This window comes from Blautia glucerasea, from assembly GCF_020537505.1.
Classification (GTDB): Bacteria; Bacillota; Clostridia; order Lachnospirales; family Lachnospiraceae; genus Blautia_A.
In genome coordinates this window covers 192,616-204,942 of record NZ_JAJBMO010000007.1, presented here as the reverse complement: position 1 = coordinate 204,942, position 12,327 = coordinate 192,616, and the positions used below count along the sequence as shown (strand labels likewise).

The 12,327-nt window shown below is 42.6% G+C and carries 13 protein-coding genes and 2 pseudogenes; 3 read left to right on the top strand and 12 right to left on the bottom strand.

Going from position 1 to position 12,327, the window contains the following annotated elements:
* The 7 genes and pseudogenes from LIQ05_RS08580 to LIQ05_RS20290 form a co-directional block, all read right to left on the bottom strand.
* Positions 1 to 880, bottom strand: an 880-nt coding sequence (locus tag LIQ05_RS08580; protein WP_318289523.1) for a transposase, incomplete at its 3' end; no start/stop codon positions are given.
* Positions 881 to 1,126: 246 nt separating this feature from the next.
* Positions 1,127 to 2,062 carry an acyl-CoA thioester hydrolase/BAAT C-terminal domain-containing protein gene (locus LIQ05_RS08575; protein ID WP_226819908.1) on the bottom strand — a complete coding sequence of 312 codons (936 nt, stop codon included), beginning with the start codon at positions 2,060 to 2,062 and terminating at the stop codon, positions 1,127 to 1,129.
* Positions 2,063 to 2,075: 13 nt separating this feature from the next.
* On the bottom strand, positions 2,076 to 2,882 hold the full coding sequence (locus LIQ05_RS08570; protein WP_226819907.1) for a class I SAM-dependent methyltransferase: 807 nt from the start codon (positions 2,880 to 2,882) through the stop codon (positions 2,076 to 2,078).
* Positions 2,882 to 3,661: a hypothetical protein gene (locus LIQ05_RS08565; protein WP_226819905.1), complete on the bottom strand. Its 780-nt coding sequence runs from the start codon at positions 3,659 to 3,661 to the stop codon at positions 2,882 to 2,884. Before LIQ05_RS08565 ends, LIQ05_RS08570 begins: the two co-directional genes overlap by 1 nt.
* Positions 3,648 to 4,127, bottom strand: coding sequence for a hypothetical protein (locus tag LIQ05_RS08560; RefSeq protein ID WP_330633970.1), 480 nt, complete (start codon positions 4,125 to 4,127; stop codon positions 3,648 to 3,650). Before LIQ05_RS08560 ends, LIQ05_RS08565 begins: the two co-directional genes overlap by 14 nt.
* Positions 4,128 to 4,201: 74 nt before the next feature.
* Positions 4,202 to 4,336 (bottom strand): annotated as a pseudogene (locus tag LIQ05_RS20605) (ketopantoate reductase family protein); the annotation flags it as partial.
* Positions 4,337 to 4,664: 328 nt separating this feature from the next.
* Positions 4,665 to 4,817 (bottom strand): annotated as a pseudogene (locus tag LIQ05_RS20290) (TnpV protein); the annotation flags it as partial.
* A 263-nt stretch (positions 4,818 to 5,080) separates the two neighbouring features.
* Here LIQ05_RS20290 and LIQ05_RS08550 point away from each other — a divergent pair.
* Positions 5,081 to 5,530, top strand: coding sequence for a MarR family winged helix-turn-helix transcriptional regulator (locus LIQ05_RS08550; RefSeq protein ID WP_226819901.1), 450 nt, complete (start codon positions 5,081 to 5,083; stop codon positions 5,528 to 5,530).
* Entirely contained in the window at positions 5,527 to 6,297 is a 771-nt protein-coding gene (locus tag LIQ05_RS08545) for a sulfite exporter TauE/SafE family protein (protein WP_226819899.1), read from the top strand. Before LIQ05_RS08550 ends, LIQ05_RS08545 begins: the two co-directional genes overlap by 4 nt.
* A gap of 190 nt (positions 6,298 to 6,487) precedes the next feature.
* Here the strand turns inward: LIQ05_RS08545 and LIQ05_RS08540 are convergent, their stop codons facing one another.
* From LIQ05_RS08540 to LIQ05_RS08520, 5 genes are all read right to left on the bottom strand, one after another.
* The gene (locus tag LIQ05_RS08540; protein ID WP_226819898.1) at positions 6,488 to 7,513 is read right to left on the bottom strand and encodes a hypothetical protein; all 1,026 of its coding nucleotides are present in this window, start codon (positions 7,511 to 7,513) and stop codon (positions 6,488 to 6,490) included.
* Between the two features lie 341 nt (positions 7,514 to 7,854).
* The gene (locus tag LIQ05_RS08535; protein WP_226819897.1) at positions 7,855 to 8,700 is read right to left on the bottom strand and encodes a metal ABC transporter permease; all 846 of its coding nucleotides are present in this window, start codon (positions 8,698 to 8,700) and stop codon (positions 7,855 to 7,857) included.
* Positions 8,697 to 9,410, bottom strand: a complete 714-nt coding sequence (locus LIQ05_RS08530) for a metal ABC transporter ATP-binding protein (protein WP_226819896.1) — start codon at positions 9,408 to 9,410, stop codon at positions 8,697 to 8,699. The genes LIQ05_RS08535 and LIQ05_RS08530 overlap by 4 nt, the downstream gene beginning before the upstream one ends.
* Positions 9,407 to 10,585, bottom strand: coding sequence for a metal ABC transporter substrate-binding protein (locus tag LIQ05_RS08525; RefSeq protein WP_226819895.1), 1,179 nt, complete (start codon positions 10,583 to 10,585; stop codon positions 9,407 to 9,409). The genes LIQ05_RS08530 and LIQ05_RS08525 overlap by 4 nt, the downstream gene beginning before the upstream one ends.
* Positions 10,586 to 10,613: 28 nt before the next feature.
* Positions 10,614 to 11,039, bottom strand: coding sequence for a Fur family transcriptional regulator (locus LIQ05_RS08520; protein WP_226819894.1), 426 nt, complete (start codon positions 11,037 to 11,039; stop codon positions 10,614 to 10,616).
* Positions 11,040 to 11,267: 228 nt separating this feature from the next.
* Between LIQ05_RS08520 and LIQ05_RS08515 the strand changes: the two genes are divergently transcribed.
* Entirely contained in the window at positions 11,268 to 12,224 is a 957-nt protein-coding gene (locus tag LIQ05_RS08515) for a lactate/malate family dehydrogenase (protein WP_226819893.1), read from the top strand.
* Positions 12,225 to 12,327: the final 103 nt, after the last annotated feature.

The following is a 12,327-nucleotide window of genomic DNA, read 5'->3' as shown; positions in this document are numbered from 1 at the left end:
GATAGAATCCATAAGTTTGTTTGAAGTGCTCCATCAAAGGAACGAAACAATCCATATCCGAACGATAATGGTTCACGTCAACAACTGCAATATATTCATCTGCTACACCAATCTGTACATTATATGCTGGCAGAAGCTGATCATTGCCCATGTAATCCGTTTTGATACGCATAAAGGTAGCTGAGTTATCTGTTTTAGAGTAACTATTTCGATTAGGACCACAGATTTCAATTTTTTGTATGTATTCTTGAAGTTTCTGACAGAAAGTAGTCAAGTGTTCATAATGACGCTGTTCTTTGGATTTTCGCTTTCCACTTCCGTAAACAAATGTACTTGTATCCAGTTCCCATAAAAGTACTAGCTGCTCAACGATTTCATTCAGATAATCCGGTACATACTCCGGATTTGTTGTGATCTGCACCCCGCTCCATGCGATTTCTGCATTAATCTCCTCAATCTCCGCTGTGATTTTTTCGTAAAGCTTGTAACGGAACTTTTCGGTAGCCTTCTTCCATACCCAGGTATACTTGTTTGCGTTTGCTTCAAACTTGGAGCCGTCGATGTAGAGATGTTGCAGATCTACATGCTCATCGTTAAAGATAGCATGATTGATGTCGTTAAAAATGTTTTCAATCTTATCTTGAAGTATTTCATTGATGAAATATCCAAAGGTTCTGTATGACGGAGTCTGGTGATCCATGAGATACATGAACCTGATATTAACTTTGCAGTTGTCTTCCAGTTCTCTCAGAGAGCAGTAGCCGCTAGTCATAAATCCGAAAAGTACTGTTTTTAACATGTTGACTGGATTATATCTGAGTCGTCCGGTTGTGTACTCCGGAATATCCGTCAGATACTTGTTTAAATCGATTCCTCCCATCAATCTGTCAAATGTTAAAACAGGATCCAGCAGATCCAAACAATCTGAAAGAAACAGTGGTAAATATCCTTGTTTTGAATTACAATAATTATTGTGTAAAGTTTTCATCGCAAGTTAATTTTACCACAAAAATAGGACCTTTCGCATGAACGAATGGTCCTATTTCTTTTAGGGACTTATTTCACATCCCCATTTTAACTCATTACAGGAATTTGTCAAGTCTACTGTTTAGATTTTCTTTATCTTTTATCTATCTACTCTTTTCCATTTTGCAACAGCATTTCTTACCCGCTGGTCAATATCCAGTCGTGCTCTGCGACATTCTTCCGGATATTTTCTTGCTGCCTGAAATGCCAGTTTCACAAAGAGTCCGGAGCCAACCGGGAGCATTGTCTTTAGCATGCTATCTGGAAAAACGAAATGGGTTCCATGCTCATAAATTACAAACTCTAATCTGCATGTATGAGGGTGTTCTTTCATTCGCTGTTTCATTCGGCGGATATATTTTGCAGTATCCCACAACACATCATCTTCCGCACCAATCAGCAATAACGTTCCATGGATTTTTTCAATCTTGATCATCTCGTCTTCTGTGATTGGGTGAGCCTTTTCAGAATCATCAAATAGTTTTCTTGAATTGATCATATCACCGGTCCGTTTTGTTTCTTTCTCAATCACATGCCAGTAATCCGGATGTTTGTAACAAAACGGCATGTATGGAAGTGGTTCTCCTTTATACGAAAAAAGAGATTCTCCTTCAATCGGCCATTCCTTACAGCCATCTTTTTTGCCCTGCATAAACCCCTGCCAGATAAAATCACTCGGTGTCAGACCTATCGTTAATGTAATATCCTCAAAATAAGAAGCGGCAGTCAATGCAAGTGTTCCTGTAGTAGATGCCCCGACAATTCCTATCTTCTGATTACTATTCATTTTTAACCAATTGATTGCTTTCCCTATACGTTCCAATGGATAATTATGATGTCCATAATCCTTTTTTCCAGGTGACATCGTCATCACATTTACGCCGAGTTTATGTAGCCATTTCACGGATGTACGCGCCAGATAATCCTCTGGATCATCTCCGATCATTGCTATCATTGCACAGTCTGAGCCTGTTTTACATTTCCAATATGCTCCATAAAATCCATCTGTTTCCACATCAAAATGTCTTTTCTTCATTTGTATCATCTCCTTAATATCGGCCACGTTTCTCCAAAACTATTATTTTGTTTGAGATATTCCGAACGATTTGAATCTTTCCTATCACACGATAAATCGGCATAAGCTTTTTCATTCCTTCAACCAGACTGACTTCCTGTTGAACAGAAAATCTCGGCACAATTCTTTGCAGTTCTGTTCCGTTCTTAACTCCCCATGTGAATTTTGCATTGCTTCCCTCTATGGATTTTTCTTTCACATGGTTTACAACAAAAGGTGACATGGTTTCGACCATTACGGTTACTTCCTGAAATGATTTTTCAATAATAAAAAACATCTTTCTGATATCTTTTTCACACAAATACATTGTAAGCCCTTCGATTATTACCAGAACATTCTCACAGTGATAATCTATATCATCTACATAGGAATCATCCATTGCAGACTTTGCAATCTGATATATCGGACCTGTTTCTGGAAGAAATTGCCGCCTTATCTTCATAGTCTCCGGCAAATCTATATTGTACCAATGCAGATATTTCCCTTTCATTCGATAACATCTGGTATCCAGTCCACATGCAATATTTATAACAATTGTATTTGCATTTTTCTCCAAATATTGCTCAACCATCCGGTCTAATACAATTGTTCTTGCAATCACGCCATAGTTCATGGCTTTATCTTTATCCGCTTTAGAAAAGTCATAATCAAGATTTTTCACAAGTTCTTCTGCAATTTCGTCGTTTATTTTAGCATTTTTCTTTCTTGTTTCTTTTGCTCTTGCATACAGGGTCTGTACCATCGTTTCCGGCACACCTGTCACATTCACTTTTTCTTTCATTATCTGTCGCCTTCCACTGCCTTTCTTACTTCTTCCACCCACTCTGTACTATGACAGCAAAACAGTTCTTCATGCTGCATGTTATGTCTCCGAATATCCGGATTTTTAAAATAAGTACAATATCTCTTTTCATATTTTCTGCCCATCTTTGTTGCGTAAAACACGTGTATCGTAGTTCCCGGCACATCAATTCCATGCTGGACTTTCGTAACCAGATCAGAATAAAACTGATTATAAACACTCTGTTTCGTAATCCATGGATTTCCTCCCTGCTCAATGCCGAACATATTTAAAAATCCATCAATCATTTCTTTCTTTGATTTATCTGCTTCATTTATTTTCTTTTGCATAAATTTAGGCAATTTACCAGTATGTACCATTTTATACATAATCGGCACAACTACAGATGACTGAATTTTCGCCATAAACTGACCAGCTTCATCCATATCACTGCTCCCAATGATGCCATGATCTATATGAATTCTTTTTCGCTGAATCAAAAGGGATACAAAACTTCCTCCAAGGGAACACCCATACGCTGCTTTAATTCTTCCATCATACTTTTTCTTGATTTCCTGCTCAATCTTTTCGCATTCATCTTCCATTGAATAAAATTCTGTTTTCTCATTTGGATCAAATCCATCATAAGAAACTGTTACCGTGTAAAAATAAGAATGTAATCTATCCAGTATATGATCAAAGCTACTATACAGGCAACAGGTACCAGGAAATAAAAATATCACTGGTTTACTACTGTCTCCACTTTCATAAAATTTCATATCTGGCCTCCTTTAGTTTTTTCATATAAGCATAAAATTGCTTATGCAGTTCCCTCATTTCATCTGGTGCCTTCCTGGCATGTTGATACATAAATTTATCTCCAAAGCTACTTTCGAATGTAACAGCAAGCATAATCGTCATAATTGGCAGTGGTAAAAAACGAAAAATATTCATTTTACAAGGTGACAGCCTACCTGCCTGTTTTCGCAAAAAGCTAAAATTTCTTTTCAATTTTTTTGCTGTTTTCTTCATAAGCTTCCAGTCTTTTCCCGCTCTTTCCGGGCAATCTGCTTCGTAATATGCATCTGCAATCGGCACCACCATGGCAAGATGACATAATTGCCACATATGCATATCCACTACTTTCTGATATGGTATATGAGCATGCCTTAATATCTTTGAAAACTGCTTTGTCTTTTCGGATTTATTTCCTGATATTTCTGCAAATGTTGTCGGCTGAATCATTCTTGGAGTGAGTGCTGCATCAAGGATACCATCATTATTTATACTTCTGCCCGCCTTATGTTCTGGTTTTTCTTATAAAGCAGTCCATTTTTCTTTAAAAACTCAAGTCTTTTACCTCTGGCATAAATACTCGTATCATAACCAGTTTCTGCAAATAAGACCGCATACAAGGATCCAATCACACCTGCACCATAAATCAATATTCTCATAGAAATCCGTCCTCTTTTTCATTTTCAAAAAAACTGCCAGCGCTCATGTTAGTAATATCTAACTTTCATTTTCTAAAAAACCGTGTGAAAACAAAACTGTAATTCCACACGGTTTCTTTTCTTATGCATTCAGTATATCACTTTTACCTGGTTAATCAACCAAATTTTGTCTTCATAATATTTAAAATTTCATGTTCATGCGCATTATATTCACTGCACTTGGAATGCAATTTATACCCTCATCTGGTCATTAAAATAATAATTTACATACAATCAAACTTCTTCCGAAGATATATTCTAATCAGTATGATTTCCATATTGACAAACCCAAAAGCATCACCTGATAGATTGAATTTCGATGATTCTTCAGATAATCTCTGCGAAGAAAACCATACTTTCCAAGTTACTCCATCTGCTCACCGGATTTATAGGTGAGATTCGGAATCAAATATCCATTTACATTCGTATACGTTATATAAATAGGACATTCGCAATCCGCTTTCGCTACTTGCTCATGAACGCAGTTGCTTTCGCTGCCTGCGTTCATTTTATTAGCACTCTCCATTTCTCATCATTTTTTGACCACAAATTTACGACAAATCTGACACAGCTTTACAATACCAGACAAAATGACTAATGCCCCGGAAAGCCTGTAAAACAGGCACTTGACATCTCTTGTTATTTATTCTAATATTAGAATATTCAATTTTAAACCATTTAAAAAAGAAGGTGAACCAAAACATCATGAACCCAATCGACTTCATTTCCATCAGCACAAAAGCCATGAAAGCCTACGAGACCTTTTGCCAGCCTGTTTGTAAAAAGTATCAGCTCAGTCAGACAAGCTTTGATGTACTTATGTTTCTGGCCAATAATCCAGAGTATAACACTGCAAGAGATATTTGTGAAATCCGTGGAATCCGGACGGGAATTGCTTCGGTGGCGGTTGATCTGCTAGTAAAAAGCGGGTACATTCAGCGCCAGCCAGATGCCAGTGACCGCCGGATCACACGGCTGATTCTTACAGAAAAAAGCGAAGAAATCGTACAAAGCGGACGGCTAAGCCAGCGGGAATTCGGTATGCAGATGACCGCCGGGATTTCTGAAGAAGAAATGGATGCCTACATGAAAACGGCTCAGAAATTCAGAGCAAATATCTTAAATATGAAACAAACGAGAGGAGATTTCTTATGATCACAACAGTTATCGTCTGTATCCTGGCAGGACTGGGTGCCGGACTTGGCACAGGCTTTGCAGGAATGAGCGCAGCGGCGGTTATCAGCCCTATGCTTATTACATTTCTTGGGATGGATCCCTACCAGGCTATCGGAATTGCCCTCGCCAGCGATGTTCTGGCCAGCGCAGTTTCTTCCTATGAGTATGGAAAAAACAAAAACCTGGATATCAAAAACGGACTGGTGATGATGTTCACCGTTATGCTTTTTACATTTATTGCCAGCTTTCTGTCCAGGTTCGTTTCTGGAAATGCAATGGGAAGCTTTTCCACCTTTATGACCATGCTTCTTGGTATTAAATTTATTGTAAAACCAGTCATGACCACTAAGGAAAAAATGATGGCAGTAGATAAGAAAACCAGGATCATCCAGTCCATCCTCTGTGGGATTGTGATCGGTCTGATCTGCGGTTTCGTAGGGGCAGGCGGCGGTATGATGATGCTTCTCATTCTTACCTCTGTGCTTGGATATGAGCTGAAAACAGCGGTTGGAACCAGCGTATTTATCATGACTTTCACCGCATTTACAGGCGCTGCCAGCCACTTCTATCTTGGCGGCATGCCAGATCTTACCGTTTTGATTCTGTGCGTACTCAGCACCCTGTTCTTCGCCCGGGTAGCTGCAGTTTTCGCAAACAAGGCTTCTGCAAAGACACTGAACAGGGCACTGGGTATTGTGCTGACAGTGTTAGGAGCTGTGATACTGATTGTAAAATTTTTCCAATAATCCGTTATGAAACGAAACCTTAAATAACCTTCATCCCAATCCCTTTACTACAAAAGCAGCTGCATCAGGTTGTAATCTCAACCGATGCAGCTGCTTTATCCTTGCCCTGCCAGACGATATCATCATATCCGAAAATCAGTTTCGCCGCTGCTGCCACCCAGAGCTTTCAAAGTAAGCTGCCAAAAATCCCCTACAGCATCTCCCTCAACTGATAATTCGTACACACCTGCTCATAATCATATTCCTCATCATACCGTGTCAGTGTCACCATAGGATCTGCTCCTGGAAGTACCTGATAGCTATAGGAAATTTCATAATCCCCGTCTATAAATTTCACAGCACCCTGGTTTTCAGAACCTTCTGTGATTTCCGTCATATGGGCAGTAAAAACACGGCCGCTGTTTACATCATTTGCCATAGCGGACATTACTTCCGCCAGATTTCCAAGATCCTCCTTCACCGTAAGCTGGTTCCAGCGGTCTATCAGAACTGCGCCATAACAGTTGTCGCCGTACTCATTTGCAGCCTCTCTCCAGCGAATGTTAATATAGTTATCATCCGTTATTCTGTAGCTTCCAATATAGTCCTTGGGATCATAATATTCATCTCCCGCCCAATGAGCCGTGAAAGTTCCCGTTTCTTCATCCAGGGAAACCTCATAGCCTTTTTCCAGATTTACTGCGCCAAGATAGCAGGCAATAATATCCTCGGGATCATCTGTTTCCGGATGATAAATATAAGGATTCTCCTTTTGGATCTTCACCTTTTCGCTATCCGTCAGATCATCCAGGTTCTGGCTATTTCCCGTCTGCACCAGCTCCCGCTCAAAAATCACATGGGTGTCCTGATCGATACCTCCCACAAACTCGCCATCCACCGTATCAAAATAAATATCTCCTTCTTCCATGGAAACAAGGATCTGCCCATCTGCCAGCTCCCAGGACGCCTTCAATACTTCCGCTGCACCAGGATCCTGGCTATTATAGGACATTTCAACATAAGCCCTTCCGTCCTCCATCAGTCTCAATTCCATGTACTGATTCAGATATTCCGCTACGTTGTGGCGTTCGCTGCTCTCGTCAGAGTATATTACATAGTTAGCATACCACACGCCCATGTAGTCTTCCGGGTTTTCAATTTCTGCGCCGGCAATGGATGGACACAATGCGGTGGTTAGCATCCCGGTAAATATTGCAGCAATTATTTTTCTTTTCATAAGCGCCTCCCTGAAAAATATAATTTCTAATTCGTAGTCTGATGCCAAAAACATACCGTAACTGCACCAGTTTAACTGCTGTAACTATATTATAAGAAATCCTCCCCCAAAAAGGCACTATACTCTGGTTAGTATTTTCGTCAAGCACCCCTTTTCAAAGTCAAAACCAAGCATCTTCTGCAGGTTTTGCTCGTTATCGTAGCAGCTGCTAATGTCTCGTGCAAGCCCCACCCTTGGCTCGTTGTACGTAAAAAAACGAGGCGCCCTTGGCAAGTTGAACTACTCGCAGGAACGCCTCACTAAACGGGCATGCCGCCTTCCGGCGACATCATCCTTATATTCTATCTTTCCAAAACCTTCCCAACCAGACTTGTCACCAAAAACACCACAATATCTACTGCCACAATAGTGGAACCAACCGGAGTCCCGCCCAGGATGGAAACGATAATTCCCAAAAAAGCACAGACGACTGATAAAACCGCGGAGCACACAATTACTGCGCTGAACCGCCTATAAATCCGCATTGCCGACAATGCCGGGAAAATGATCAACGCCGAAATTAACAGGGATCCTACCAGGTTCATAGCCAGCACAATGATCACCGCTGTGATCACCGCGATCAGCAGATTGTACACATCTGTTTTAGTTCCAGTAGCTTTGGCAAAATTTTCATCAAAGGTAACGGCAAAAATCTTATGATAAAATACCACAAACAATGCCACCACGATTACAGACACAATCACGCACAGCCACACCTCCGCTGCGGTCAGTGTCAGAATGGAAGTGGAACCAAACAGGCTGCTGCACACATCTCCAGAAATATTGGAGCCTGTGGAAAATACATTCATCAGCAGATAACCAACAGCCAGAGCACCCACAGAAATCATGGCGATTGCCGCGTCCCCTTTAATCTTAGTGCTCTGTCCGGTGCGAAGAAGAAGCACCGCGCAGATCACCGTTACCGGCATGACAAACAGCATATTGTTGCTGAAATTCAGCACCGACGCAATGGCCATTGCCCCAAATGCCACATGGGAAAGCCCGTCCCCAATAAAAGAAAACCGCTTCAGCACCAGCGTCACGCCCAGAAGTGAGGAACAAAGGGCAATAAGCACACCTACGATCAGCGCATACCACACAAATGGATACTGGAAATAAAATGCCAGCTTTTCGAATATTCCGCTCATGCTTTTCCCTCCTCTCCAGCGTCCACAAGCCGCTTTCCAATCTTGCTTTTCAGATATTCCCCTTTTGTTCCGAAGAAAACCTTCTGTCCGATATGCAGCACATGGCTTGCATAGGTTGCCACCTCGCTGATATCGTGGGAGATCATGATGATGGTTACTTTGTCTTCTTTATTTAATTCATTGATGATCTGGTACATATCCGCAGTAGCCACCGGATCCAGGCCGGAAACAGGCTCATCCAGAAGGAGGATTTTCCTTGTGGCGCAAAGGGCCCTGGTCAAAAGCACTCTCTGCTGCTGCCCCCCGGAAAGTTCACGGTAACAGCGGTTCTCCAGGTCTGTGATCCTGGTTTTTTCCATCAGTTCGTGGGCTTCTTTTTTCTCCGCCTTATTGTAAAAAGGACGAAGTCCCATTCTTCCCAGGAAGCCGGACATCACAATCTCTTCTACCGAAGCAGGGAAGTCTCTCTGAAGAGCGGTCTGCTGCGGCAGGTAGCCGATCTCGTTGATTTTTAAATTTTCTCCAAGAGTGATGCTGCCGCTCATAGGGCTCTGGAGATGAAGAAGTGTCTTCATCAGTGTGGATTTGCCGGAGCCGTTTTCCCCTACAATGCAAAGGTAATTGCCAGAATTTACGGTGAAATTCAGCCCGGACAAAATCGCTTTTCCTTCATATCCTAATGTAAGGTTCTCACAGGTAATCAGACTCATAATGCCTCCTTCAGGATCTGCAGATTATTTTCCATAATGGAAAGATAGGTTGTGCCTTCTTCCATGTCCTGGGCTGTCACGGACTGCATAGAATTTAATGTCAAAATCTTCTGATCCCTGGTGTTTGTATTTTCAATCACTGCTTTCGCTACTTTCTGGTCAGAATTCTCGATGGTGAGAACCACCGGAAGCTTCAGCTCATCCAGCTTGCCAGCCAGGAACGTAATGGTCTCGAAGCTGGCGTCTGTTTCTGCAGAACAGCCGGTGAAGGCAGCGTAGTAAGTAAGGTTGTAATCGTCCGTTAAATAACGGAATGGGAAACGGTCTGCAAAAAGCAGGGTCTTAGACTGGGATCCGTCCACTGTGGTCTGATAATCCTGATCCAGGGCTGCCAGCTTTTCTTCGTAGACCGCAGCGTTCTGCTGGTAAAGCTGGGCATGTTCCGGGTCTGCGTCGGCCAGGGTGCTGGCGATGGTGTCGCAGAATAAGGAAGCATTTTTCAGGGACAGCCAGACGTGCTCGTCGTATTCTAAGTCATCATCCGTCCCCTCATCGTGGGAATGCCCCTCAGAATCATGTGAAGAATCTTCCCTTACTTCACTTTCTGTTCTCTCCTTATCTGAATCTGCATCGCTATCATGGGCATCGGCAGAATCAGCTTCTACATGGGTATGCCCATCTTCATCCTGCATTCCCTCTACAACTTCTTCCTCTTTCGCCTGGTCTCCCAGCACGTCCATCAGATTGATGGCTTTTCGTTCCGGGTTTCCGGCGCCTTTCAGTACATCGGCTACCCAGGAATCGGACTCTCCGCCTACATAAATAAATACGTCACAGGTGGATACCTTCAGGATATCCGCCATGGTGGGCTGGAAACTGTGCATGTCTGTTCCATTGCCAAGAAGCAGGGTAAGATCCACGTTATCCGCCTGGTCACCCAGAATTTCTTTTACCCAGTCGTATTCTGGGAAAATTGTAGCTACTACCTGAAGCCTCTGGCTGTCTGAACTGCCAGAATTCTGACTGCTGCCAGCATCACTCTGGCCTTCCGCCGCTCCCGAATCACCAGCTTCCGCCGCGGACGCGCCCACACCGCATCCAGCAAGAAGACAGGCTGCGCCGACTGTGGCAGCCGTCAGAAAAAGCTGCCTAAATTTATTTTTTAATTTATACATAATGAACCTCTTCACTTCAAAATACAAATCACTCCACATATCCCCTGCACTCCTCACAGATTCCATAAAACACAGTCCGGGTAAAATCCCACTGAAATCCGTGGTCAGCCAGCATATGCTCACCCAGATGTGTCATCTCCTGGCATTCCAGATGGATCACTTTCCCGCATTTCTCGCATTTACAATGAAAGCATACATGCTTGTGGCAATGTTCCTCATGTCCCAGATATTCGAAACATGCGCTGCTTGTACCATCTACCACATATTTTGCAACCAGCCCCTGCTCTACCATCCGGTCAAGCTGGCGGTACACCGTGGTGGTTCCAATGGAAATGCCCTGACTTTTAAAGTATTTACATATATCGCTGACCGTAACATGCTTTCCTTCCATAGAGCACAGATAATTCTCCAGCTCTGTGATCTGCCTGGTACGGTATTGTACTTTTTCACTCATCGCTTACGCCTCCAATTTGAAAATCATTTTCATATTATAGCAGATTCTTTTTTTAAGTCAATATGAAAATCGTTTTCATTTTTATCATTCCGTATTTTTTACAGTGCAATCCAAAATTCTCTTGTTTCTGCATCACACAAGTGCTATTCTTATTCTCAAAACGGACATGTCGCCTGTCGGTGACATCACCATATATGAAAGTTTACGTTTCTAAAGGAGCCTGACATCATGGAAAATATAAGTTATGGAAAAATTGTTCTGATTGGCGCAGGTCATGTGGGATCTGCCATTCTGGATTCTCTTCTTCGAATGAATCTTGCAGATGAGATTGTTGTCATAAACAGAAATGAGAAAAAAGCATTGGGGGTTGTGTTAGATGCCAGCCACACCACAGCCTTCGCATATAGTGCCAACGCCAACATCCGCGTAGGAACCTACGAAGACTGTAAGGACGCCCAGATCATCATCAACACTGCCGGTCCCAGCATTCAGCCTGGCAACTCCCGTGACCGCATGGTGCTGCTGCAGACCAATGTACAGGTGATGAAGGAGATCATGACACAGATCACCACTTACACCCGTTCTGCCATTATTATCAATGTTTCAAATCCTATGGATATTCTTACCTTTATCGCACAGAAGGAATTCAACTATCCCCGAAACCTTCTGATCGGTACCGGTACGCTCCTGGACACCGCCCGCTTCAATAAAATGCTAGCCGACCTTTGCGGCGTAGATGCAAAAAATGTCACCGGCTTCGTTCTGGGCGAACACGGCGGCACTAGCTTTATCCCATGGAATGCAGTTAATATAGTAGGAATTCCTTTTCATGATTTTCAGAAACAGTTTGGCCTGAAGGAGCCAATTGACTGTGAAAAGCTGCTTCACGAGGTGAAGGTCAGCGGTCTGGATATTGTAGAACTGAAGGGCTACACGAGCTCCGGTATCGCCCTTAGCGTATGTCGTCTTGTGGGTGCTATCATGCGAAATGAGCGCGCTATAGTACCAGCCTCCGTTGTCCTGGAAGGGGAATATGGATTGGAGGGAATCGCAATGAGTCTTCCATGCGTCATTTCCCGAAACGGCGTGGAGCGCACTCTGCAGATTCCGCTGGACAAAGAGGGGGAGAAAAATCTTAAGATCTGCTACGATTATCTCCGCGGAGTGATTGAGAGTATTTTCTGATATGCCCCCAGCAGACAGGCTCTAGAGCTCCATAAATACCAAAAGCTTACTACAACTTAAACATACATTTTTCCATGTCTAAATTGCAGTAAGCTTTTTTTAT